Annotated in this window: 22 protein-coding genes and 2 pseudogenes; 13 read left to right on the forward strand and 11 right to left on the reverse strand. The window is 74.2% G+C overall.

The features are described from left to right. Positions 1–20: 20 nt before the first annotated feature. The 3 genes and pseudogenes from GFH48_RS09610 to GFH48_RS09620 form a co-directional block, all read right to left on the reverse strand. Positions 21–1,583, reverse strand: coding sequence for an AlkA N-terminal domain-containing protein (locus GFH48_RS09610; RefSeq protein WP_322746984.1), 1,563 nt, complete (start codon positions 1,581–1,583; stop codon positions 21–23). A gap of 168 nt (positions 1,584–1,751) precedes the next feature. Further along, positions 1,752–2,681, reverse strand: a complete 930-nt coding sequence (locus tag GFH48_RS09615; RefSeq protein WP_153287857.1) for a M48 family metalloprotease — start codon at positions 2,679–2,681, stop codon at positions 1,752–1,754. Between the two features lie 180 nt (positions 2,682–2,861). Then, positions 2,862–3,224 (reverse strand): annotated as a pseudogene (locus tag GFH48_RS09620) (BlaI/MecI/CopY family transcriptional regulator); the annotation flags it as partial. A 118-nt stretch (positions 3,225–3,342) separates the two neighbouring features. Between GFH48_RS09620 and GFH48_RS09625 the strand changes: the two are divergent. The 4 genes from GFH48_RS09625 (at position 3,343) to GFH48_RS09640 (ending at position 6,984) form a co-directional block, all read left to right on the forward strand. Further along, a complete protein-coding gene (locus tag GFH48_RS09625) occupies positions 3,343–4,062 on the forward strand; it encodes a DedA family protein (protein ID WP_407698704.1) in 720 nt (239 codons plus the stop codon). After that, positions 4,059–4,664 (forward strand): phosphatase PAP2 family protein, encoded by a 606-nt coding sequence (locus GFH48_RS09630; RefSeq protein WP_153287860.1) that lies wholly within the window; start codon positions 4,059–4,061, stop codon positions 4,662–4,664. Before GFH48_RS09625 ends, GFH48_RS09630 begins: the two co-directional genes overlap by 4 nt. Before the next feature lie 296 nt (positions 4,665–4,960). After that, positions 4,961–5,623, forward strand: coding sequence for a response regulator transcription factor (locus GFH48_RS09635; protein ID WP_153287861.1), 663 nt, complete (start codon positions 4,961–4,963; stop codon positions 5,621–5,623). Continuing rightward, entirely contained in the window at positions 5,620–6,984 is a 1,365-nt protein-coding gene (locus GFH48_RS09640) for a sensor histidine kinase (protein WP_153287862.1), read from the forward strand. Before GFH48_RS09635 ends, GFH48_RS09640 begins: the two co-directional genes overlap by 4 nt. 148 nt (positions 6,985–7,132) lie before the next feature. Here GFH48_RS09640 and GFH48_RS09645 read toward each other — a convergent pair whose 3' ends face one another. Next, positions 7,133–7,966, reverse strand: a complete 834-nt coding sequence (locus GFH48_RS09645; RefSeq protein WP_153287863.1) for a COG4705 family protein — start codon at positions 7,964–7,966, stop codon at positions 7,133–7,135. Positions 7,967–8,046: 80 nt separating this feature from the next. Further along, positions 8,047–8,985 carry a lysylphosphatidylglycerol synthase transmembrane domain-containing protein gene (locus GFH48_RS09650; RefSeq protein WP_153287864.1) on the reverse strand — a complete coding sequence of 313 codons (939 nt, stop codon included), beginning with the start codon at positions 8,983–8,985 and terminating at the stop codon, positions 8,047–8,049. 219 nt (positions 8,986–9,204) lie between these two features. Here GFH48_RS09650 and GFH48_RS09655 point away from each other — a divergent pair, with 219 nt between their 5' ends. Then, on the forward strand, positions 9,205–9,588 hold the full coding sequence (locus GFH48_RS09655; protein WP_153287865.1) for a BlaI/MecI/CopY family transcriptional regulator: 384 nt from the start codon (positions 9,205–9,207) through the stop codon (positions 9,586–9,588). Further along, positions 9,585–10,484, forward strand: coding sequence for a M56 family metallopeptidase (locus GFH48_RS09660; RefSeq protein WP_153287866.1), 900 nt, complete (start codon positions 9,585–9,587; stop codon positions 10,482–10,484). The genes GFH48_RS09655 and GFH48_RS09660 overlap by 4 nt, the downstream gene beginning before the upstream one ends. Before the next feature lie 275 nt (positions 10,485–10,759). Here GFH48_RS09660 and GFH48_RS09665 read toward each other — a convergent pair. The 3 genes and pseudogenes from GFH48_RS09665 to GFH48_RS09675 all read right to left on the reverse strand — a co-directional run. Further along, a pseudogene (locus GFH48_RS09665) lies at positions 10,760–11,122 on the reverse strand (alpha/beta fold hydrolase); the annotation flags it as partial. 15 nt (positions 11,123–11,137) lie between these two features. Beyond that, complete coding sequence (locus GFH48_RS09670) at positions 11,138–12,265, reverse strand: sensor histidine kinase (protein ID WP_153287867.1); 1,128 nt, start codon at positions 12,263–12,265, stop codon at positions 11,138–11,140. Positions 12,266–12,267: 2 nt separating this feature from the next. Continuing rightward, positions 12,268–13,056 (reverse strand): response regulator transcription factor, encoded by a 789-nt coding sequence (locus GFH48_RS09675; RefSeq protein WP_153287868.1) that lies wholly within the window; start codon positions 13,054–13,056, stop codon positions 12,268–12,270. A gap of 104 nt (positions 13,057–13,160) precedes the next feature. Here GFH48_RS09675 and GFH48_RS09680 point away from each other — a divergent pair, with 104 nt between their 5' ends. The 3 genes from GFH48_RS09680 (at position 13,161) to GFH48_RS09690 (ending at position 15,789) form a co-directional block, all read left to right on the forward strand. Beyond that, positions 13,161–13,895: a glycosyltransferase family 2 protein gene (locus tag GFH48_RS09680; protein ID WP_153287869.1), complete on the forward strand. Its 735-nt coding sequence runs from the start codon at positions 13,161–13,163 to the stop codon at positions 13,893–13,895. Positions 13,896–13,900: 5 nt separating this feature from the next. Further along, complete coding sequence (locus GFH48_RS09685) at positions 13,901–14,518, forward strand: TIGR04282 family arsenosugar biosynthesis glycosyltransferase (protein WP_153292821.1); 618 nt, start codon at positions 13,901–13,903, stop codon at positions 14,516–14,518. Between the two features lie 389 nt (positions 14,519–14,907). Beyond that, entirely contained in the window at positions 14,908–15,789 is an 882-nt protein-coding gene (locus GFH48_RS09690) for a class I SAM-dependent methyltransferase (RefSeq protein WP_153292822.1), read from the forward strand. A gap of 349 nt (positions 15,790–16,138) precedes the next feature. Here the strand turns inward: GFH48_RS09690 and GFH48_RS09695 are convergent, their stop codons facing one another. Then, positions 16,139–17,434, reverse strand: coding sequence for a molybdopterin-dependent oxidoreductase (locus GFH48_RS09695; protein ID WP_153287870.1), 1,296 nt, complete (start codon positions 17,432–17,434; stop codon positions 16,139–16,141). Positions 17,435–17,547: 113 nt separating this feature from the next. Between GFH48_RS09695 and GFH48_RS09700 the strand changes: the two genes are divergently transcribed. Next, on the forward strand, positions 17,548–18,945 hold the full coding sequence (locus tag GFH48_RS09700) for a hypothetical protein (RefSeq protein WP_407698621.1): 1,398 nt from the start codon (positions 17,548–17,550) through the stop codon (positions 18,943–18,945). 57 nt (positions 18,946–19,002) lie between these two features. Further along, positions 19,003–19,623 (forward strand): TetR/AcrR family transcriptional regulator, encoded by a 621-nt coding sequence (locus GFH48_RS09705; protein ID WP_153287871.1) that lies wholly within the window; start codon positions 19,003–19,005, stop codon positions 19,621–19,623. A gap of 327 nt (positions 19,624–19,950) precedes the next feature. On the opposite strand, the gene GFH48_RS09710 is transcribed toward GFH48_RS09705, so the two are convergent. Together GFH48_RS09710 and GFH48_RS09715 are read right to left on the reverse strand one after the other, a co-directional pair. Then, positions 19,951–20,553: a GOLPH3/VPS74 family protein gene (locus tag GFH48_RS09710; RefSeq protein WP_153287872.1), complete on the reverse strand. Its 603-nt coding sequence runs from the start codon at positions 20,551–20,553 to the stop codon at positions 19,951–19,953. A gap of 253 nt (positions 20,554–20,806) precedes the next feature. After that, entirely contained in the window at positions 20,807–21,109 is a 303-nt protein-coding gene (locus GFH48_RS09715) for a muconolactone Delta-isomerase family protein (protein ID WP_153287873.1), read from the reverse strand. Positions 21,110–21,280: 171 nt separating this feature from the next. On the opposite strand from GFH48_RS09715, the gene GFH48_RS09720 reads away from it, so the two are divergent. Next, positions 21,281–22,204, forward strand: a complete 924-nt coding sequence (locus GFH48_RS09720) for a LysR family transcriptional regulator (protein WP_194280540.1) — start codon at positions 21,281–21,283, stop codon at positions 22,202–22,204. Positions 22,205–22,404: 200 nt separating this feature from the next. Beyond that, positions 22,405–23,118, forward strand: a complete 714-nt coding sequence (locus tag GFH48_RS09725) for an SDR family NAD(P)-dependent oxidoreductase (RefSeq protein ID WP_153287874.1) — start codon at positions 22,405–22,407, stop codon at positions 23,116–23,118. The last annotated feature ends 15 nt before the right edge of the window (positions 23,119–23,133 follow it).

A 23,133-nucleotide genomic window follows, 5' to 3' on the forward strand; every position in this document is an offset into this window, starting at 1 on the left:
GGTGCGGGCCCGTGACGGGCTCAAAGGGGAAGGAAGTTGATCGGGTGGCTGTCCGTCGCCCACAGGTACTGGACCGCGTACGCCCGCCACGGACGCCATGCCGCCGCGCGGGCGGTGAGGGCGGCGGGGGTCGAGGGCAGGCCCAACTCCTGCGCGGCGCGCCGGACTCCGAGATCGGTGGGGAGGAAGGCGTCGGGGTCGCCGAGGGCGCGCATCGCGATGACGTCGACCGTCCAGGGGCCGAAGCCGGGGAGGGCGAGGAGCCGGGCCCGCGCCTCGGCCCAGTCGCTCTCCACCCCCAGGTGAAGTGTCCCGTCGGCCAGTTGACCGACCAGCGTGGTGAACGTCGTACGGCGCGTCCGCGGCATGGCCAGGGACTCGGGGTCCAGCGCGGCCAGCGCGTCGGGGGAAGGGAAGAGATGGGTGAGGCCGCCCTCGGAGTCCTCGACCGGCTCCCCGTGCGCGGTGACCAGACGGGCGGCGTGGGTACGGGCGGCGGCCGTGGAGACCTGCTGGCCGAGCACGGCGCGTACGGCGAACTCGGCCTCGTCCACCGTGCGCGGCACCCGGCGTCCCGGCGCCTTGTCGACGAGCGGGGCCAGCAACGGGTCGGTGCGCAACTGGTCGTCAACGGCCACCGGGTCCGCGTCCAGGTCGAGCATGCGGCGGCAGCGGCTGATGGCGACGGTCAGGTCACGCGGGTCGCTGAGGGTGAGCCGGCATCCGATGTGGTCGGCGTGCGGGGTGAGCGCGACGATGCCGTGGCCGTAGGGCAGTCGCAGGGTGCGCCGGTAGGCGCCGTCGCGCCACTCCTCGACTCCGGGCACGGCCGTCGCGGCGAGGTGACCGAAGAGGTTGTCCGGGTTGAGGGGGGCGCGGAACGGCAGGCGCAGGCACAGTACGCCCGGCGCTGTCGTCCCCACCCCGCTCCCGCCGCCCGCCTTCGGGCCGGCCACCCCGCCCGTCGCCGCTCCCCGGCTCGTCCTCGCGACGGCCGCCGCCCGTTTCCTCGGGAGGCGTTCGCGCAGTTCGCTCGGTGAGAGGGCGAAGACCTCGCGCACGGTGTCGTTGAACGTACGGATCGAGGAGAACCCCGCCGCGAAGGCGACCTCCGTCATCGGGAGCGGGGTGGTCTCGATGAGCAGCCGCGCGGTCTGGGCGCGCTGCGCCCTGGCGAGCGCGAGCGGCCCCGCGCCCAGTTCGGCCAGCAGCTGCCGCTCCACCTGCCGGGTGCTGTAGCCGAGCCGGCGGGCCAGGCCGGGGACGCCCTCGCGGTCCACGACTCCGTCGCCGATCAGCCGCATCGCGCGGGCCACCAGGTCGGCACGCTGATTCCATTCGGGTGAACCGGGGCTGGTGTCCGGGCGGCAGCGCTTGCAGGCCCGGAATCCGGCCTGCTGACAGGCCGCCGCGCTCGGGTGGAACGTCATGTTCTCCGGCTTCGGCGGCACGACCGGGCAGCTGGGCCGGCAGTAGATCCGGGTGGTCAGGACCGCTGTGAAGAACCAGCCGTCGAAGCGCGCGTCCTTCGACCGGACGGCGCGTACGCAGCGCTCGGTGTCGGTGTGCATCCCGTTCCGCATGTCTCCAGGATCGGGCACGCGCGGGGGTGGGGCTGGCGGGAATCCGACATCAGCCTCGCGGGGCCTCGGGCGGACCGTCTCCCCCGTCGTCGTCCCCGTCGTCGCCCCGGCCGCCGCGCCCACCGTGCCCGGCCACCCGCGGCGCACCGGCGTCCGCGGGAAGGACGGTCAGCGGGGCTCCTCGCCCTGGGCGACCTCCACCTCGTGGTGGAAGGCGAGGACACCGGTGGCCGCCGTACCCGCCGAGACGGTCGCGCAGGCGGCCAGCAGGAGGGCGATCCAGGGCGCGGCACGGCGGCGCCGCCGGGGAACGGCGAGGAGGGCCGCGACCCGCTGGGGCACGGGTCCGGTGGTCGCCGCCGGGGCGAAGTCGGGGCGGGCGGAGCGGCCGGCGGAGGCGGCGAGGGCGGCACGCGCGATGGCGCGCGCGGTCAGCCGGCGGTCCCCCACCACGGCGGCGGCGGCCTCGTCGGCGGCGCGTTCGGCGGCGAGCGCGATCACCGCGCGGACCGGGCGGAGCCCGGGATGGCAGTGCGCCGCGAGTTCGGCGACGACGAGGAACCGGTGGTGGCCCCCGGCGTTGTGGGCCCGCTCGTGGGCGAAGAGCACCTCGCGTTCGTCGGCGCCGAGGCTGCGGAGCATTCCCGTGGTGACCACGATGCGGTGGGGGCGGCCGGGCAGCGCGTACGCGTCGGGGTGGGGCGACTCGATCACGCACAGGTCACCCGCGGCGGGGCGGCCGTCGGCCTCGGTGCGGGCCGCGCGGAAGGCCCGTGACTGCCGCAGGGCGGAGCGGACGAGTGTTCCGGCGCCGAGGGTCAGCAGACCGGTGGCGGCCGTCGCCAGGGGGAGGATCACCAGGTCGGACGGCGTGCGCAGCGGCTGGACGAGGTCGCCGAGGCCCGCGAGGAACGGCAGCTTGAGCAGACCGGTGAGGACCAGTGCGCCGAGGGCGGCCACGGAGGAGCCCGCGAGTACGAGGACCGTGAGGGTCAGCGCCCACAGCGCGGCGACCGGCGAGAGCCGGTCGAGGCAGCGCCGCGCCGCCACCGGTACCGCGAAGGGCACCAGGAGCGGGATGAGCAGCAGAGCGGTCATGACCCACCGATCGTAGTCGCGTGCGGGTTGCGGTTGCTCGTCCTACTCGCCGCGTCCGCGTTCCGGTCGTCCACCTGACGCCGGGCGTCCGTCCGGTGCCGGATGTCCGTCCACGGCCGGATGCCCGTCCAGTGCCGACGGGCCGTCCGGTGCCGGGTGTCCGTCCGGTGCCGGATGCCCGTCCGGTTCCAGCAGGCCGCGCAGGAGACGCTCGTCGTCGGGGCTGAGCTGGGCGACGAACCGGGCCAGGGCCGTCTCGCGGTCCTCGTCCCGGTCGAGCTCGGTGTGCATACGGCGCGCGGTGAGGCCGTGCGGGTCCTGGACCGGGAAGTAGGCGAAACCACGGCCCTGCCGTTCCCGGCCCGCGATCCCCTTCTCGTGCAGCCTGGACAGGATCGTCGTCACCGTCGTGCGGGCCAGGCCCGCCCCGAGGCGCGTCTGCACCCCGCCGGGCGTGAGGGGTGCGTCGGCGGCCCAGAGGGCGGCCATCACGGAGGCCTCCAGCTCACCCGCCGGCCGGCGTTCGTCCTTCGCGCTGGTCATGGGAACGATCCTCACCCCGATATCGTCTACAGTTCAGTAGACCGTCTACAACATTGTAGTCATTCGGGTGTCGTCACGACCACACCCGACCCTGTCCAGTATGAGAGGGCTCGCGACGATGGCCGCACCTTTGTTCGCAGCGTCACAGCTCGGAACACCGTTCGGAACACATCTCGGATCGCGGCTGGGGTCCGAGCTCGCGGTGAACGTTCTCAGCGCCCAGTCCCTGCTCGCCGCCTTCGGCGTGCTCGGTGTGGGCGTGGTGATGTTCGCGGAGACGGGCCTGCTGATCGGCTTCTTCCTGCCCGGTGACTCACTGCTGTTCACGGCGGGCCTGCTGTGCACGGGGTCGGCCCAGGGCGGTCTGAAGCTCTCGCTGCCCGCTCTCCTGGTCGCCGCCGCCGTCGGCGCGCTGGCCGGGGCCCAGTGCGGCTATCTCATCGGGCGCAAGGCGGGCGGCGCCCTGCTGGCCCGCAACGGCTCGCCCCGGCTGCACGCGGGGGCGCGGCGCGCGGAGGAGTTGCTGGAGCGGTACGGGCATGCGAGGGCGATCGTGCTGGCCCGCTTCGTACCGGTGGTGCGCACGGTGCTGAACCCGATGGCGGGAGCGCTCCAGGTGCCCGTCCGGACGTTCACCCTGTGGCAGGTCGTCGGCGGTCTCGTCTGGAGCCTCGGCCTCACCCTCGCCGGGTACGCGCTGGGCTCGTCCGTTCCGAACATCGACCGGTACCTCCTGCCGATCATCGCCGTGATCGTCGTCGTGTCGCTGATCCCGCTCGCCGCCGAGGTGCGCCGCTCGCGCAGGGCCGCCGCCGTGGAGAAGGGCGTGCGGGGATGACGTTCGCGTTCGACGGGTCCTCGATCGACGGATCCTCCTACACCTACGTCGTGGGCCTCGCCCAGGACGCCCCGTCGTGGCTGGACACGCTGGTGCGGGCCTGGTCGACGTACGGGCTCGCGGTCTTCGCCGTCCTGATGCTCGTGGGCTGGTGGCAGGCGCGGCACCAGAGCCCGCGGGCCGCGGTGATCGCGCTGGTGGTGCCGGTGATCGTCGTGGTGGCGTACGGGGTGAACTCGGTGTTCAAACTGCTCGTCCGCGAGGACCGGCCCTGCCAGAGCCTGCGGGTGCGGACGCTGGAGGCGTGTCCGGCGCCGGGCGACTGGTCGTTCCCCAGCAATCACGCGGTCATCGCCGCCGCGGCCGCGGTCGCCCTGCTCCTCGTCTCCCGGCGTCTCGGCACCGTCGCCCTGGTGGCGGCCTGTGCGATGGCCGCCGCCCGGGTCTGGGTGGGCGCCCACTACCCGCACGACGTGGTGGCCGGCGTCCTGGTCGGCACGCTGATCGCGAGGGCCCTGACGACATTCCTCGGCAGAGTCTCCGACCCGCTCGCGGGCCGCCTGACGCGGTCACGGCTGCGACCGCTGCTGGTGTCCGCGTAGCCCGTCGGACGCCGCGGGCCCGGAACTCGCCCTGGCCCCGGGGCGACCTCCCCGGACACCCCCGCGGCACCGCGGGACACCCCACGCGACCCCGCCGGACACCCGCGCGGCGCCGCTGCGGCGCCTTACGAGTGAGGGCGAGGCCGACGCCGTACGGACACGGGCGGAACCGGCCCCTTACAAAAGTGGGCGGAACCGGGCCCGTACGGAAGTGGGCCGAGCCGGGCCCGTACGGAAGTGGGCGGAGCCCGTACGGAAGTGGGCGGAGCCGGGCCCGAAACGGCTGAAGGAGAACCATGCGTCACACGATCCTGGTCGTCGAGGACGATCACGCCCTGCGCGACGTCCTGCTGCGCGGCCTGCGCGACGAGGGCTTCGACGCGCTGCCCGCCCCGGACGGCGCCACCGCGCTGCGGCTGGCCGGGGCCGGCGTCGGCGCGGCCGTGCTCGACGTCGGACTGCCCGACGCCGACGGACGGGACGTGTGCCAGGCGCTCCGGGCCAACGGCTTCCTCTCGCCCGTCATCTTCCTGACCGCCCATCATCACCTCACGGACCGGCTCGCCGGCTTCGCGGCCGGCGGTGACGACTACCTGCCCAAACCGTTCCACCTGACCGAGCTGGCCGCCCGGCTGCGGGCGGCGCTCAGACGCGGCGGTTCCCTCCCGTCCGCCACGACCGGCGACATCGCCCTCGACCCGGTCGGGCACGGTCTCACCGTCCACGGCACCCGGGTCGCCCTCACCCCGACGGAGTTCCGGCTGCTGGCGGCGCTGATGACGGGCTCCGGGGACATCGTGCGCAGGCGGGAGCTGATCAGGGCGGCCTGGCCCGACGGTGCCCAGGTCAGCGACAACACGCTCGACCAGTACCTGACCCGGCTGCGCCGCAAGCTCCGGGACGGCGGCAGCACGCTGACCGTCACCACCGCGCGCGGCATCGGACACCGCCTGTCATGAGGAACTTCGTTTCCCCCTGGTGGCCGCGCACCCTGCGCGGCCGGCTCTCGCTCGTCGCGCTCACCACCGCGACGCTCCTCATGGTGATCCTGACCGTCGCCTTCAACACGGTCGTACGACATCACCTCCAGCACCAGGCGGACGACGAACTGCGCACCCGCGCCACCGCCGTCGCGGCGACCGTCGACACCAGCGCCTCGCGGGTACGGGTCCTGGAGACCCCCGGTGAGGAACTCCTCGACACGAACGTATGGATCTACGCGGACGGCCGGCTGCTCGAGAAGCCCTCGTCCGCCACCGTCACCGGCCCGCTGACCCGTGCCGCCGGCCTGCTCGCGGCGCGCGGCGGGCGGCACTGCGTGACCGCCTCCGGGCACGACCCCGTCCGGCTGTGCTCACAGCCGGTGCCCGGCGGCGACGGCACCGCCGCCGTCGTCACCGCGCTGGACCTGTCCCCCTACCGCGGCTCGGCCGACACCCTGCTCCTCGCCTCACTCGTCCTCGACGCCGCCATGCTCGCCTGCACCTACGGGCTGACCCGGCTGGCGGTGGGACGCGCGCTGCGTCCCGTGCGCACGATGACGGAACAGGCCACCCAGTGGAGCGCCATCACTTCCGAGGAACGTTTCGGCGGCGTGGACCGCCCCACCGAACTGGCACGGCTGGGCGGTTCGCTGGACGCGCTCCTCGACCGCATCCGGGCGCTGCTGCGCCACGAGCGTCAGCTCACCCGGGAGCTCTCGCACGAGCTGCGCAATCCGCTCGCCCGCATCGTCGCCGAGCTCGACTGGTGGCGGGCCCGTCCGCGCTCCGCCGAGGACACCCTGGCCGTCCACGCGGCCATCGCCGACGCGGCCCTGTCGATGCGCACGATCTGCGACACCCTGCTCGACGAGGCCCGCGACAGCGCGTCCGCCGCGCCCGGCACGGCCGCGGTGGCACCGGTGCTGGGACGCCTGGTGGACCGTCTCGGGAGTGCGCGCGAGCGGGTGGAGGTCGTCGTCACCGCCCCGGACGCCGGGCTGTCGGCCGGGGTGCCGGACGCCCTCCTGGAGCGGATCGTCAGCCCCCTGCTCGACAACGCGCTGCGGCACGCGCGCACCAGGGTCGCGATCCTGGCTCATGGGGAGCCCGGCGGCGTACGTGTCGAGATCACCGACGACGGTCCCGGCGTACCGCCGTCGTTCGTGGCACAGCTGTTCCAGCCGGGCCGGCGGGCCGATCCGGGGGACGGACACGGCGGGGCGGGCCTGGGACTGCCACTGGCGCGGCGCCTGGCCCGTTCCGCCGGCGGGGAGGTGGACCACGACCCCCGGTACACCGCCGGCGCGGCGTTCGTGGTCAGCCTGCCCGCGGGGTGAGCGGTCGTTGCTCCCGCGGGTGCGGGCCGGGGTCCGCCTTCCCTCGGGTGCGGGCCGGCGGTCGGCCTTCCCGCGGGCCCCCCAGGACCCGCAGGACCTGGACGACCTGGACGACCTGGACGCCCCGCGGACCCCGTCGGCACGGACGTCAGGCTTCCCGACGGCCGAGCGGCCGCTCGGACTCGGTGACGTCCTTGCGCGTCGTCGCGAGGAACACCACCAGGGCCAGGATGACGGCCAGGAACAGCACGCTGGTGATCACGGTGCCGAAGCCCAGGCCGCCGTCGCCGGTGGGCTGCGAGAGGTAGTCGCCGATCGAGGCGCCGAGCGGCCGGGTCAGGATGTAGGCGATCCAGAAGGCCAGGACGGCGTTCAGGCCGAGCGCGAAGCGGGCGACCGCCACGGCGGCGATGGCGAGGCCGAACAGGACGGCGGATACCCAGTATCCGAGAGCCATCTTCTCGGCGACCAGGTCACCGGCCGCCGTGCCCAGCGCGAACGTGAACAGCACCGCCAGCCAGTAGTACGCCTCACGCGACACCGTGTCGATGCTGTGGATGGACAGCGTGCGCTCACGCCGGTACCAGACGGCGAAGACGATCGCGAGGGCGACGGAGAACACGGCGGTGCTGGTGGTCAGCGGGACGCCCAGGTTGTCGGTCAGGTTGTCGCTGATCAGGGTGCCGACGACACTGATGAGGGCCACGGCGAGCCAGTAGACGCCGGGGTTGTACGCCTTGGTGCGGAACTGGACGACGAGCACAGCCGCCAGCAGCGCGCTCATCAGCAGCGACACGCCGGTCAGGCCCATGCCCAGCTTCTCGTTCAGGAGGTCCGCCGCGGTCTCGCCGACCGTGGTGCACAGCACCTTGATGATCCAGAAGTACGCGGTGACCTCGGGAACCTTGTTCCAGCGCAGGCGGTGGCCGGGGGCGGCACCGCTGTGCGCGTACGCCCCGGACGTCTCAGAAGTCTCAGTCATGGGGCCCGACCCTGCCAGCGGGATCCTGAAAGCATCCTGACTGCGCCGCGCGCCCGCCCCCGCCGGCCCGCCCGAATCGCTCAGAGCACCCGTCGACGCGCCAGTACCGCCAGGACGATCAGGCCGGGCACCAGGGGCAGCCACACCGTGAGGAGCCGGTAGCCGAGGACCACCGACGCCGCCGCGCCGCCCGGCGCTCCGGTCACGGTGAGGGCCAGGCCGAGGGCCGCGTCCAGCGCGCCGATTCCGCCGGGGGTGGGCAGCAGCACGGCGGCGCTGCTCGCGGCGAGGTAGGCCAGCGCCACGCGGGCCGGTGACAGCGGCAGTCCGAGGGACTGCGCGACCGCGACGACCACCGTGGCGTGCAGCGCGGCGAAGGCCAGCGAGCCACCCCACAACGCGGCGGCGCGGACCGGGATCGCGTGCACGGCGCGCACGTCCGCCAGGACGGCCCGCACCGCGCGCCGCGGCGGACCCGGCAGGAACACGAGGGCGGTCACGGCGAGGGCACCCGAGACCACGACGGCGCTCACGAGGGCGTCCGGCGGGCGCAGTACGCCGGGGCAGGCCGACGCGAGCACGGCGATCAGGAGGGCGCGGGCGACGGCTCCGGCCGTGGCCTTCACCCCGAGCGCGGTCGCCGACCGGGCGACCGGCAGTCCGCACCGGGTCAGGAAGCGCAGGTTGACCGCGCCCGCGCCGAGGCCCGCGGGCAGCACGTGGTTGGCGGCGGACGCGGCGAACTGCGCGGCGACCAGCCGCCCGGCGGGCAGCGGCCGGGTCACCGCGCCCTGCTGGGCGAGCGCCGAGCAGCCCCAGGTCCCCGCGGTGGCGACGGCCGCGACGAGGAGCCAGCCGTGGTCGGCGACGGCCAGCCGGTCGGTCCCGGTCTCGATCACCGGCCAGTGGCGCCGCGCGAGATACACCGCGCCGGCGAGGACGGCGAGCGTCAGCGCGGTGTGCGGAAGGACGCGCCTGTGCAGCGCCGCCCCGGTGATGCCGGGCGGGAGGGAAGCCATGCCGCTCAGCCTCCTCGGACGGCGGGGGCGAGCGGTGTCACGGTCCTGGCCATCGTCCGCCTTTCACCCTACAGAGCGTAGGGTTTTCACCCTACAAGACGTAGGGTGAAAGGCGGAAGCCGACAAGGGAAATGGGTCGGATCCCGACGAAAAGGGTGGGGGCGCACTCCGTCAGCCCTCACCACCGTCCGCACCCCTACGCGCTGTAAGGTGGCGAACATGGCTGGCACAGGCCCCCAAGGGAGGGCGGAACGGCGCAGCGCCGGCGCGTTGGAGAGCGAGGTCCTCGCCGCCCTCTGGGCCACCGACAAGGCCCTCACCCCCGCCGAGATACAGAGCGACATCGACGGCGGTCTCGCCTACAACACCGTGCACACCATCCTCAAGCGCCTGCACGACAAGGGCCTGGTGCTGCGTGACGTCGACGGCCGGCGCGGCGCGTACCGGCCCGCCAAGAACGCGGCCGAGCTGACCGCCGAGGCCATGCACGAGGCACTGGACCGCGGGCCTGACCCGATCGCGGCCCTCCAGCAGTTCGTCACCGGACTGAGCCCCCGGGAGGAAGAGGCCCTGCGCGACCTCCTCGGGGGGAACGGCCCGTGAGGATCGACGTCTACATCCCGCTGTTCCTGCCGCTCCTGCTGACGGCCGCCGCGTCACACGTGGGCCGGCGGATCTCCCCCGCGCCGGCCGCCCGCGTCCTCACCGTCGCGGCCGTGCTGACCGCCGCCGCCTCCACCTGGGCGCTGCTCCTGCTCGCGGCCACCCTCGTCAACGAGGCGCCGCTCGTGGCCGCGGAGACCGGTGAGACGGGCCGGCGCCTGCCCGAACCGGTGCCGGTGGCGATCGCCGTCGCCGCGATCACTCTCCTGTGGCTGATCGCCTTCCGGCTCGTACGGGCCCTGCGCTCCCACCGGGCGACCCGCCGCGTCCTTGAACGACTGTGCGAGGGGCATCCGGCGGACAGCGAACTCGTCGTCGCCGCGTCCTCGACCCCGCGGGCCTTCGCGATCCCGGGGACGCCGGGCCGGATCCTGGTCACGTCCGCCATGCTCGGCGCGCTGGCACCGGCCGAGCGACGGGTCCTGCTGGCCCACGAGCGCGCCCATCTCGCCCACCGGCACTCGCTGCTGTCGACCGCCGTGACCCTGGCCGCCGCGGCCAACCCCGTACTGGGGCCGGTGCGCACCACCGTCACCTTCCTCGTGGAGCGCTGGGCCGACGAGGAGGCCGCGCGCAGCGTCGGGGACCGGCGCACCACCGCCCGCGCCCTCGCCAGGGCCGCCCTGGTGGCCCAGCGGGCCCGGCCGGGCTGCGCCCTGAACTTCTCCGAACACGCCGTCACCCGCCGGATCGCCGCGCTGCAGACGGCTCCGCCGCCCAACCTGCGTTCCGTCGGCGTGGCGGTGCTCGCACTCGCCGTCCTGTCCGCGCTCGGCGCGCTGGACGCCACCGGCGATCTGCTGCGCCTGTTGGGCGAGTCACTGCCGGACTGGTGACGCGACGCCGCCCACCGCGACCACCGGACCACTACGACGACGGCGCCCGCCCTGGCCCCTGACCACTACGACGACGGCGCCCGCCATGACCGCCGGCTCCACGGCGACGGCGTGGGCCATGACCCGCGACCACTACGCCGACAGCGTCCGCCGCGACCGCCCGACCACTACACCGGCTGCGTCCGCCGTGCCCCTCCCCCGGCCGGCTCCGTCAGGTTCGCCGGCGTCCCGTCGGCGTGTGCCGCACCGGAGAGCCGAAGGACCCTCGGGAGTGGTCAGCCCGTGTGCGCCTCCAGCGCGCCGATGATCTCGTGCCAGAGTTCGCGGGGGCGGTCGTGTCCCAGGTCGGGGAGCAGCAGCAGCTTCGCTCCGGGCACCGGTTCGGCGGTGCGCTGTCCGCCGCTGGGATCGATCAGGGTGTCGTCCAGACCGTGGATCACCCGAGTCGGTACGCGGAGGTCGCGGAGCGCGTCGGCGCGTGAGCCGCCGAGGATCATCGCACCGAGTCGGCGCCCGGCTCCGGCGGGGTGGTGGCCCCGGTCGTAGCTCTCGGCGGCCAGCCCACGAAGGGACGCGACGTCGCCGTAGCGCTTGGACGCCCAGACCAACTCCCTGTCCGCCGCCGCGACATACCCCTCCGCCGATACCCGCTGTCAGCGCGCCGACAGAGCCGGGCCGGCCAGCGGCAGGGTGACCTCGAAGCGGCAGCCGCCGGGGACGTTGTGCACGGCGGCCCGTCCTTGGTGGGCCTCCACGATGCCGCGGACGATCGCCAGGCCCAGACCCGCCCCGGCGGGCGGAGTGCGCGCGTGGCTGCCGCGCCAGCCGGTGTCGAAGACCCGCGGAAGATCCTCCTCGGGGATGCCTCCGCAACCGTCGGTGACGGACAGCACCACCCCCTGGTCCGACCGCTCCGCGGCGATCGCCACCGTGCCGTCGGCCGGTGTCCGCCGGATCGCGTTGACGAGGAGGTTGCCCAGGACCCGGCTCATCTCCTTGCCGTCCACCTCGACCGGCACCGGTTCCACGCGGTCGCCGATCAGCCGCACCCCGTACTCGCGGGCGAGCGGGTCGGCCCCGGCGAGGGCGTCGCCCACCAGGTCGTACACGGAGACGCGGGACGGGGACAGGGCGAGGCTCCCGGCGTGTATACGGGAGAGTTCGAAGAGGTCGCCCACCATGTCGTTGAGCCGTTCGACCTCGGTACGCATCTGCCGCAGATAGCGGTTCGGGTCGGCGGCGACGCCGTCCTCCAGCGCCTCCGACATCGCGCGGAGCCCGGCGAGCGGGGTGCGCAGATCGTGCGAGATCCACGCGACGAGTTCACGGCGGGAGGTCTCCAGGGCCCGTTCGCGGTCCCGTGACTCGGCGAGTTTCACACTGGTGGCGGCCAACTCGCGTGCCAGGGCGGCAAGTTCGGCGGTCGCCGGACCGTCGGGGGCCGCGAAGGCACCGCCGTCACCGAAGGAGCGGGCGGCCAGCGTCAGGTCCCGGCTGCGGGCCACGACCCAGCGGCCCAGCAGCAGCGCGGTGGCCAGCGAGACGACAGCCGCCATGGCCACCACCGTCGTGACGACGGTCAGGTCGTGCGAGGACAGGAACATCGCCCACGCCACGGCGAGCGTCCCCGCGAGCATCGCGGTCACCCCCACCGCGGCGACCACGGCGAGGGACGCCGTCAGCGAGCGCCGCCGGATCAGCCACAGCGTGCCCGCGCCGAGCAGGCCGGCCCCCGCGGCGCCGAGAAAGGCGAAGAGGGCGATGAGCAGGATGTCACGCACGGTCAGACCGTCTCCCCGGACGTCGTGGCGTCGAAGCGGTAACCCACACCCCACACCGTGTGGATCAGCTTGGGTCTCGCCGGATCGTCCTCGACCTTTCCGCGCAGCCGCCGTACGTGCACGGTGACCGTCGAGAGGTCGCCGAAGTCCCAGCCCCAGACCTCACGCATCAGGTCCTCGCGGCTGAACACCCGGCCCGGGTGCCGGAGAAAGAAGGCGAGGAGATCGAACTCCCTTGTCGTGAGCGCGAGTTCGACGCTCCCCTTGGTGGCGCGGCGGGCGGCCGGGTCGAGGCCGAGACCGGCCGCGTGCAACGGGTGCGCGGCGGTGGCCGGGCGCGCGCGGCGCAGTACGGACTCCACGCGCAGCACCAGTTCCCGGGGGCTGAACGGCTTGGTGACGTAGTCGTCGGCGCCCACCTCCAGGCCCAGGATCCGGTCGTCCTCGTCGCCCCGCGCGGTGAGCATGATGACGGGCACGGGACCGCGTCCGCGCATTCGCCGGCACACCTCGAGACCGTCCATCCCGGGCAGCATCAGGTCCAGCACCACCAGGTCGGGCCAGTGCGCGGCGGCACGGGCGAGCGCGGCGGGCCCGTCCGCGGCACGGTCCACGAGGTAGCCCGCGCGGTCGAGGTAGCCGGAGACGACCTCGGCGACGGTGGGGTCGTCGTCGACGACGAGGACACGCGCGCCCCCGTGCCCGGCGGGGGCGGGGGCGCCGGCCGGGGCGGTGGCGGCGTCCCGCACCGTCGCCGGTCCGGTACCTGCGGATTCGTACGGCTCATGCATGGCTTCAGCCTCCCACCGGTCCCGGCTCCGCGCGGACCTCCCCCGCTCGACGTCCGCGTTTCGTAAGGAGCCGAAGCCCTGTATGTACCTTTCGCGTTCGTAGGGTGAGAGCCGTGACGACCTCTCCCCCGGCGGACCCCGTAGTCGACGTGGTGCTGCCCTGCCTGAACGAGGCCGAGGCCCTGCCCTGGGTGCTCGCCCGCATTCCGTCCGGCTGGCGCGCGCTGGTCGTGGACAACGGGTCCACGGACGGTTCGGCGGAACTGGCCCGTGGCCTCGGCGCGACCGTCGTGCGCGAGACGCGCCGCGGGTTCGGTGCCGCCTGCCACGCCGGACTGACCGCGGCCACCGCCGACATCGTCTGCTTCTGCGACTGCGACGCCTCCCTCGACCCGTCCCTGCTCGTGCCCTTCGTGCGCGAGGTGCGCGACGGCGCGGCCGACCTGGTGCTGGGGCGCCGGCGCCCGCAGGGGCGACGCGCGTGGCCCGCGCACGCGCGGGCCGGCAACGTCGCGCTCGCCCGGATGCTCCGCCGCCGTACCGGACTGGCCCTGCACGACCTGGGCCCGCTGCGGGCCGCGCGCCGCGAACCGCTGCTCGCCCTCGGTCTCACCGACCGGCGCAGTGGCTACCCGCTGCAGATGGTCGTGCGCGCCGCCGACGCCGGCTGGCGCGTCACCGAGCACGACGTGCCGTATCTCCCGCGCACCGGCGTCTCCAAGGTCACCGGCACCTGGCGCGGCACCTGGCAGGCGGTACGGGACATGCGCCGCGTGCTGGCGGAGCCGCCCGTCCCGTCCCGCGCCCCCGCCCCGTCCCCAGGAGGAACCTCCTCGTGAGCACCCTGTGCACCCTGCTCGTCATCGCCAAGGAACCGCGGCCGGGACGGGTGAAGACCCGGCTCACCCCGCCGTTCACGCCCCGCCAGGCGGCGTCGCTCGCCGAGGCGGCACTCGTGGACACCCTGCTCGCGGTGGCGTCGACGCCCGCACGGCGCCGGGTGCTGGTCCTCGACGGCACGCCGGGTCCGTGGCTGCCGCCCGGCGTCGACGTCGTACCGCAGTGCGCGGGCGGCCTGGACGAACGTCTGGCCGCCGCCCTCGCGGGCTGCGCCGGTCCCGCCCTGCTCATCGGCATGGACACGCCGCAGGTGACGCCCGAACTCCTCACCGTGGACTTCGCGGCCTGCGACGCGTACTTCGGACCGGCGGAGGACGGCGGTTTCTGGGCGCTCGGGCTCGCCGTCCCGGACCCGGATCTCGTGCGGGGCGTACCGATGTCCACGGACACCACCGGGGCCGCGCAGCGGGAGCGGCTGACCGCCGCGGGGCTGCGGGTCCGCGATCTGCCGCGCCTGCGGGACGTCGACACGGCGTACGACGCCGGACTCGTCGCGGCCGCGGCACCGCGTGGACGGTTCGCCGCCGAACTCGCCCGCGTCGAAGCCGGGGCCCGGCGGTGAGCGCCGCACGCGAGCTCGCCGCCGTGACCGGCCCGGCGGGAAGCCGGGCCCCGGGCCGCTCGGGCCGGCCCACGGCCGCGACCGCGGGCGGGGCGACGGGCGGAACACCGGGCACGGCCGCGGCGTCCACGGGTCGCGCGCCGGCCACGACGCCGGGGCGCCCCGAGCCCGGCCTCACGGGACGGCCCGACCCTGACTTCACGGGCCACCCCGAACCCGGCCTCCCCGGACGGCCCGACCCTGACTTCACGGGCCACCCCGAACCCGGCCCCGCCGGGCACCCCGTACCCGGACTCGCCCCGCGCCCCGAACCGGACTCCGCAGGACCGCCCGAACACGACGTCACCAGGAACCCCGCGCCAGGCCTCGCGCAACGCCCCGAACACGCTCTGCCCGGGCACCCCGGACCCGGCCTCGCCCCGCACGCCGAAACAGGCCCCCCTCGCCACCCAGGCCCCGGCCCCGCCGCGCACCCCGGACGGGGCCGCGCGCGGCGGGGCGCGGCGGGCGTCTCCCCCGCGCCGGCGGCCGGTGAGCAGGCCGCGCCCTGGTCGAGCGATCCGTACGCCGACGCGCTGCGCGTCGGTCGCGGCCCCCTCTATCTGAGCCGTACGGACGGCTGGCTGCTGCCGCTGGAGGTGGAGCGGTGGTGCGCCGGGGCCGACACCGCGGACCTGGAGGTGCTGCGACGCTGCGAGGGGACCGTGCTCGACGTGGGTTGCGGCCCCGGCCGGCTGATCGCGGCGCTCGCCGCGCAGGGGCGGCGGGCCCTGGGCATCGACATCAGCGAGGCCGCCGTCGAACACACCGTCCGGCTCGGCGGACAGGCACTGCACCGGTCGGTCTTCGACCCCGTTCCCGGAGAGGGCCGCTGGGGTACCGCCCTCCTGATCGACGGCAACCTCGGGATCGGCGGCGACCCGGCCGCCCTGCTCGACCGGGTGGACCAACTCCTGTCACCAGGAGGGCTGTTGATCGTCGAAACAGTGCCTGTCGATGTCGACGAACGGGTGCGGGTGCGGGTCGCCGACGGCCGGGGAGCCGCCGGTTCACCCTTCCTCTGGGCCCGCCTGGGCACCCCGGCGCTGCTGCGGCACGCGCGGCCCGCCGGCTGGCACCCCGACGGTCAGTGGTCGACCGGCGGCCGCTCCTTCGTCGCCCTGCGCAGCCGCAGCGCGAGCAGTACCGCGGAACCGCCGAAGAGCACCGCCGTGATCACCAGCCAGCGGGTCAGGAAGCCGTTGCCCGCCAGGCCGGCGGCGGACCGGTAGCGGTCCGCCATCTCTCCGCTGATCAGCGGGAACCACATCAGCAGCAGCAGACCGGAGAGGGCCGCCGGGACACGGACGTGGACCGTCCACTCCCGGCGGCCGACCGCGCGCAGCCCCCGGGCGAGGACCCGGTCCGCGCCCGCGTACAACGGCACGAGCACCAGGTCGTGGAGCAGCGCCGCGCCCACGAACCACACCGTCACTCCGAACCAGTCACCTCCGAGCAGCCGCACCCCCGCGTACCCGGCGAGCGCGAAGGAACAGGCGAGCAGCGCGATCTGCGGCGGACTGCCCAGAGGGGGCCGGCGGACCGCGGGCAGCCGGCCGGCGAGGGACACGTGTCGCTTCATCACAGGTCTCCGAACGTCATCCGGGCCACCCATTTGGTGTTGAGCACGCCGGGCGCCGCGGGAACGATGACGCGCGCCGGGTAGCCGTGGTCGGGGGTCAGGTCCTCGCCGTTGACGGACAGGGCGAGCAGGGAACGCGGGTCGCGCACCTGGTTGTCGCGCAGGGCGGCCCGGCGGAACGCACCGTGCCGCTGGAGCGACTCCACCATGACGTCGGGCGCGGTGCCGTGCTCGTACCCGACCAGTGCGGCGAGATCCCGCAGCGGCACACCCCGCCACCACTGGTCGGAGGTGGACCAGCCCTCGACGCAGGCGATGGGCAGCGCCGAGCTGCGCAGGGGCAGCCGCAACAGGTCGGCCCGGCTCAGCCTGACCGTGCCGGTGCGCCCGGCGACGACGAGCCGCCAGGCGTCCTCGTCCGTCTCCCGCCTGTCGATCCCGGCGTAGGCGGCCGTCTTGTTGATCTGGAACCCGCCGGGCCCCGAGCCCGGTTCGGGGCCGCCGTGCGGGGCGAGCAGCGCGGTCTGCCGCAGCGGCGCGTCGAAGCTGCGCCCGGCCGTCGTCACGAACAGGAGCAGCGACCCACCGCCCACCAGCCCCACGGCGCCGCGTCGCGACACGGTGGGTGCGGACGGGTTCGGCGAGACCAGCCCGTCCTGCTCGGGCGAGACCGACTCATGCTGCTCGGGCGGGAGTTCGCCGTCCCCGGGGTCGACGTGCGCGACGCGCATCCGGCGTACGTTGCGCAGTGCCGCGGGTGTCTTCAGTACGGCGTGCGCGACGAAGGCGGCGATGAACACCCAGGCCCCGTAGAAGTGCAACGGGTAGAAGGAGCCGGGGAAGAGGTAGTCGAGCTGGATGTTCAGCACGCCCGTCGTGAACTCGAACAGCCCGCCGCCGACCAGCAGGAGCAGCGAGATCCGCTCCAGCGCGTGAGCCAGGGACCGGGCGGGCGGCAGCGCGAACAGCTTGGGGACGACCGACCACAGTTTGGCCAGGAGGACGGGGACGAGGGTGATCCCGAGCGTGACGTGGACGCCCTGGGTGAGCCGGTAGAGCCACGACGGGTGCGTCGGCCAGGAGAAGAGGTAGAAGCCGAGGAGCCCCTTGTCCGGGGTCTGGTCGTTCACCGCGGCCAGGTCCGGGTTGTAGGCGGCGTACGACAGGAGTCCGGTCAGGAACAGCACCGTGATCCCGCCGAGCAGCACGATGCCGAGCACGGAGGTGAACCAGGGGCCGCGCACGGGACTGCGCCAGAACGCGGGCGAGGTGGGGAGGAGGGGAGGCCGTGGCATGCCCCGACCGTAGGGCGCGGAAGGCCCCCAAAAGGGTCTTCGAACCATGACGAAACACTGACGTCCATCCCTGCGGCGGCGCTCACCGGAGGATCGCGGCCTAGCGTGCCGGTGTGAACCGCGATCTTCTCCGCGACCGTCCCCGCGATCTCTCCCCCGACCGTCCGCGCGGCCCGTTCCGCGATCTTCTCCTCGACCTGTCGGCGGTCCTCGCCGCCGCTCTGCTCGTCACGGCGGCCGTCCTGGTCGGCACCGCCGTCCAGCGCCGTGACCATTCGCTCTTCGTGGGGTGGCCTCCCCTGTTCGCGCAGTGGGAGCCGCACGTCGGCCCCGGTACCCCGGCCGCCCTCGTGGTCGCCGTCGCCATGGTGGCGTACGGCCCCCTCCTCGCCGCGCGTCTGCCCTGGCGTCCGCTGCTGTGCGTCGCCTGGGGCGCCACGACGGCCTGGACGTTCTCGCTCGCGCTGGTCGACGGCTGGCAGCGCGGCCTCGCGGGACGGCTGACGACCACGAACGAGTACGTCACCGTCATCGACCGCTTCCACGACATCCCCGCCACCCTGCGGGACTTCACCCACCACATCGTGAGCCAGTCCCCCGCCCCCTGGCCCGCGCACATCGCCGGACACCCGCCCGGGGCCACCCTCACCTTCGTGCTGCTGGACCGGATCGGTCTGGGCGGTGGGGGCTGGGCGGGCGTGTGGTGCGTCACCGTCGGCTCGACGGCCGGGGTCGCGGTCCTGGTCACCGTGCGTGCGCTGGCGGGGGAGGCCCTCGCCCGCCGTGCCGCCCCCTTCCTCGTCCTCGCGCCGACCGCCGTGTGGGTGGGCGCCTCCGCGGACGGGTACTTCGCGGCCGTCGCCACCTGGGCCGTCGCGTTCCTCGCCCTCGCGGTGACCGGGCCCCGCCCGCGGACGACCGGACTCGTCGCCGGGCTCCTGTTCGGCCTCACCGCGTACCTCTCGTACGGGCTGGTGCTGTACGTGGTGATCGCCGGCGCCGTCCTGCTGCTCGGCTCCCGGCGGCTGCGTCCCCTCCCCTGGGCCGTCGCCGGAGCCGCCGTGGTGCCGGTGGTGTTCACCCTGCTCGGCTTCGACTGGTGGGAGGCGTACCGCCTGCTGGTCACGCGCTACTACCAGGGGGTCGGCGGGGTCAGACCGTACAGCTACTGGGTGTGGGCGAACCTCGCGTGCACGGTCCTGGTCGTGGGCCCGGCGACGGTGGCGGGTCTGCGGCGGGCCGGCGCCGCGCCGGTACGCGGGGGTGTCCGCGGCCGTCTGCGGCCGGCCGCCCCCGGACCCCGTCTCGCCCTGCTCGCGCTCGCCGCCCTGCTCGCCCTCCTCGCGGCCGACCTCTCCGGAATGAGCAAGGCGGAGACGGAACGCATCTGGCTGCCCTTCGCGATGTGGCTGCTCCCGGCCGGCGCCTTCCTGCCCCGGCCGCGCGCCTGGCTCGCCGCGCAGGCCGTGCTCGCCCTGCTCCTGAACCATCTGCTGCTGACCGGCTGGTGACGGCCCCGTTCCCGAGGGGGCCCCTCGGGAGTAGACGACCGGTCGTACACTGACCTCATGGGACGGACCAGCGACGCCCGCGAGAAGATACTCAGCACCGCGCAAGCGCTCATCGAGCTGCGCGGCTACTCGGCCCTGGGCGTGGCCGAGATCTGCAAGGCGGCCGGTGTGCCCAAGGGCAGTTTCTACTACTTCTTCGAGTCGAAGGAGGCTCTCGCCCTGGCCGTGATCGACGAGCACTGGACCGGTCAGCGGCGGGCCTGGGCGCAGATCCTGAACGGCGGCGAGGAGCCGCTGCGCAGGCTGTTCCTGCTGTTCGAGGCGACCGAGGCCGGTCAGCTCGCCGGGCAGCAGAGCTGCGGGACCGTCTCGGGCTGTCTGTTCGGGAACCTCACCCTGGAGATGAGCAACCACACCGAGGCCATCCGCACCCGGTTGCAGGAGATCTTCGACGAGCAGGTCGAGATGGTCGCCTCGGTCGTCGGCGAGGCGCTCGGGCGCGGGGAGGTCACCGTGCCCGACGCCCGGGAAGCCGCGCGGGCGGTGGTCGCCCAGCTGGAGGGGCAGGTGCTGTTCGCCAAGCTCTACAACAACACGCACCGGCTCGGCGCGCTGTGGGCGAACTGCCTGGCGCTGCTCGGCGCGCGTCCGTCGCGGGAGGCCGTGGCCGCGGTCTGACCGCGCTCACCGCCCGCGGACGGGCGGTGCCCCGGCCTCCCGGTACGGCGGCGCTCGGCGGCGCGTGCCGCACGCACTCGCGCCGCACGCGGCATGCCGCGTGCACGCGTGCCCGCCGGGTGGCCCTGCCCATGTCCGCCGACCGTCCACGTTCACGCCCGGCGGCGCTGGACGGGTGCCGCGGTCTTGGACGGGTGCGCCGCGGTCATCGAGTACGGCGGCGGCCACCCGCCGACCACCGCGTCCCTGGACGGGCAGCCGGTGCGAGACGCCGGACGTCAGGCGTCAGGCGTCAGGCCGACCCCTCGACCTGACAGCGCCTCGTCGTCAGGGGGCCCGCCAGATGTTGTCGAAGGCCGCGTTCTCGATGCTGCGCCGTTGGCGGACCGCTTCGAGCTCCGTCTCCGCGTTGTGCACGGCGTCCAGGACGGTCCCGACCGCTTCGCCGGAGGGAGCGGCGCTCTCTCCGTCCGGGTGCTCGATGCCCACGGCCGCCGCCAGCCCGACGAGGACGGGATCACCCTTCGCCCAGCGGTCCTCCGCGTGGCGGCGGGCCGGCGAGTCGACCCGTTCCGCCGGACCGACGCGCAGCGGATTCCAGCGTCGGCGCGCCGGGGCGACCGGCGCCTGCGCCTCGACCGCCGCCCGGTAGGCCGCGAACAGGTCACGCCCCCGGCGCCACAGCCAGTCCTCGACCGGCTCGTACGGCTCCTGCCGGACGAGCGCCGACACCGCCTCTGCCAGCAGGGCATCGTCCGGGGTCCACGACGCGCCGGGCACGATGCGGTCACCGTCCAGGGTGAGGGCCCCGGCCTCGATGAGGTCGACCAGTTCGGCGCCCGCGAGGGCCAGCGACAGGTCGCCCTGCCCGATGTCACGGCCGGAGGTGACGTCCATGGCGATGATCAGCAGGTCCTGCGGTGTGGTCATGTCGGACTCCACGTCAGAGACATCGGTGGCGGGCCGCGGGCGTCGGCGGCGCGTGCGCGCCGGCCCACCGGCCGCTACGGGGCGGCATACCGTACTACCACCATGTGGCGCGGGCAGCCGATGCGCAGCACGACAGCCCAGGGGGCCGTCACCGCCTGGGACCGTCACCGCGTGACACCTTCACCGCGTGGGCCCGTCACCGCGTGGGCCCGTCACGGCGTCGACGCTCCCTTGGACGCCGTACCGGCCGCCGTCAGGAGCTGGTGGCGGCCTTGCCGGGGTCGTTCGGGTGGGACTCTAGCGCGGTGACGTTCAGGTTCATCCAGGGGCGCAGCGGGAGGGTGCCGAGCACCTTCTCGTGGAGTTCGTCCTCGTCGGCGGCCCGCCAGATGCCGAGACTGCGCAGCTCACCGACCGGGCGCCACAGCCGCGCCAGATGACCGGTGGCGGCCAGTTCGCCGGCTCGGACGGCTTCGGCGGCGCGCCGGCTGTCGACCTCGTCCTGGCTGGTGCCCTCGGGGATCGTGGTGGTGATCTCGACCAGGAACTCTCGCATGATGCCGCTCCGCTCGGTGGGGCGTCCGGCCGGTGCCCCGACGCCGTGGGTGGAGGGCGCCCGCGGTTCCAGGAACCCGGACCTCCCTGTCCCCATCCTCCGTCCGGCCCCGGCACGGCGCCACGACCGGCTTCCTCCCCGCTGGGAGGCGCGGCCTCGCAGCGACGTAGCATGACGGACGTGGAGCTGCGCCAACTGCGGTATTTCGTCGCCGTCGCCGAGGAACTGAACTTCGGCCGGGCCGCCGAACGCCTGCTGATCGCGGGCCCCTCCCTGTCCCAGCAGATCAAGGCACTCGAACGCGACTTGGGCGTACGATTGTTCGATCGCGACCGTCGCTCGGTCTCCCTGACCCCGGCGGGCGCGGCCCTGCTCCCGCACACCCGCGCGCTGCTGGAGCGGGCCGAGGACCTCCAGCGGTGCGCCGAGCGGCTCTCCGGATCGGAATCGGTACGGCTCGGCTACGTCAACTGGCTCCCGCCGGACCTGACCGCCCGCACCGCCGGCGTGGCCCGGCTCCACCTCGACGCGTGGGTCGCCCCCTCGCACACCCAGGCCGCCCGGGTCGCCGCCGGCAGCCTGGACCTCGCGGTGTGCTGGGTGCGGACCGAGGACGTGGAGCGGCACGGTCTGCACGCCCGGCTCCTCGGCGCCGACCGGCTCTACGCCGTCTCCGCCGGTGACGACACCAGCGAGGTGGCCGCGCGGGACACCGCCGTGCTCCTCGACGCCGACACCACCTCCTGGTCGTCCTGGAACGTGTACGCCGAACTGCTGGCGCGCGACACGGGGGCCCGCGCGGTGCGGATCTCCGACGGGGGCATCACCGGCCCCGCGTTCTTCGACCACGTCCGCAGCATCGGCCTTCCGGTCGTCAACTCCCCCAAGGGCCAGACCACTCCGCTGCCGCCCGACCTGGTCCAGCGCCCCGTCGTGGCGCCGCGGATCCACTGGACCTGGTCCCTGGTCCGGCGCGAGAACGAGGACCGGCCCGCGGTCCTGGCCGCCGCCGAAGCCCTCTGCGCCGACGTCGGCGACCTGGGCCTCGGCGCCCCGGACTCCTGGCTGCCCGAAGGCGATCCGCACCGGCGCTGAGCCGCCACCGTTCGCCTCCGACCTCGACTGGGAGGCCGCGCCTACCAACTGGGAGGAAATCCGTCCCGGCCGGGGCCTCGTGGGACTTTGACTTCCCCCTCGGCGCACCCTACGGTCCAAATAGTCGACCGGTCGGCTAGCTCAGCTGGCCATCGGAATCCGGTCGAGGAACCCTCACCCCACATCTCGGAGAAGTCATCATGAGCTCTCAGGACCAGAAGGTCGCAGTCGTCACCGGTGCCTCGCAGGGCCTCGGCGCCGGCATCGCCGAGGCGTACCGCAAGCTCGGTTACGCGGTCGTCGCCACCTCGCGCACCATCGCCCCTTCCCACGACGCGGGCATCCTGACCGTCCAGGGCGACATCGCCGACCCCGCCACCGCCGAGCGCGTCATCGCCGCCGGCATCGAACGCTTCGGCCGCATCGACACCCTCGTCAACAACGCCGGCATCTTCGTCGCCAAGCCCTTCACCGACTACACGCCGGACGACTACGCCACGGTGGTCGGCATCAACCTCACGGGCTTCTTCCACCTGACCCAGCTCGCCGTGGAGCACATGCTCGCCCAGGGCGGCGGCCACATCGTCAACATCACGACCAGCCTCGTCGACAACGCCGACGCGAACGTCCCCTCCGTGCTCGCCTCCCTGACGAAGGGCGGCCTCCAGTCCGCCACCAAGTCGCTCGCCATCGAGTACGCCACGCGCAACATCCGCGTCAACGCCGTCTCCCCCGGCACCATCAAGACCCCGATGCACCCCGTGGAGACCCACGAGGCCCTCGCCTCCCTGCACCCCGTCGGGCGCATGGGCGAGCAGAGCGACATCGCCGAAGCCGTCATCTACCTGGAGAACGCCCCCTTCGTCACCGGCGAGATCCTCCACGTCGACGGCGGCATGAGCGCCGGTCACTGAGTCCGTACGACGAGG

It is taken from the genome of Streptomyces fagopyri (genome assembly GCF_009498275.1).
Lineage (GTDB): Bacteria > Actinomycetota > Actinomycetes > Streptomycetales > Streptomycetaceae > Streptomyces > Streptomyces fagopyri.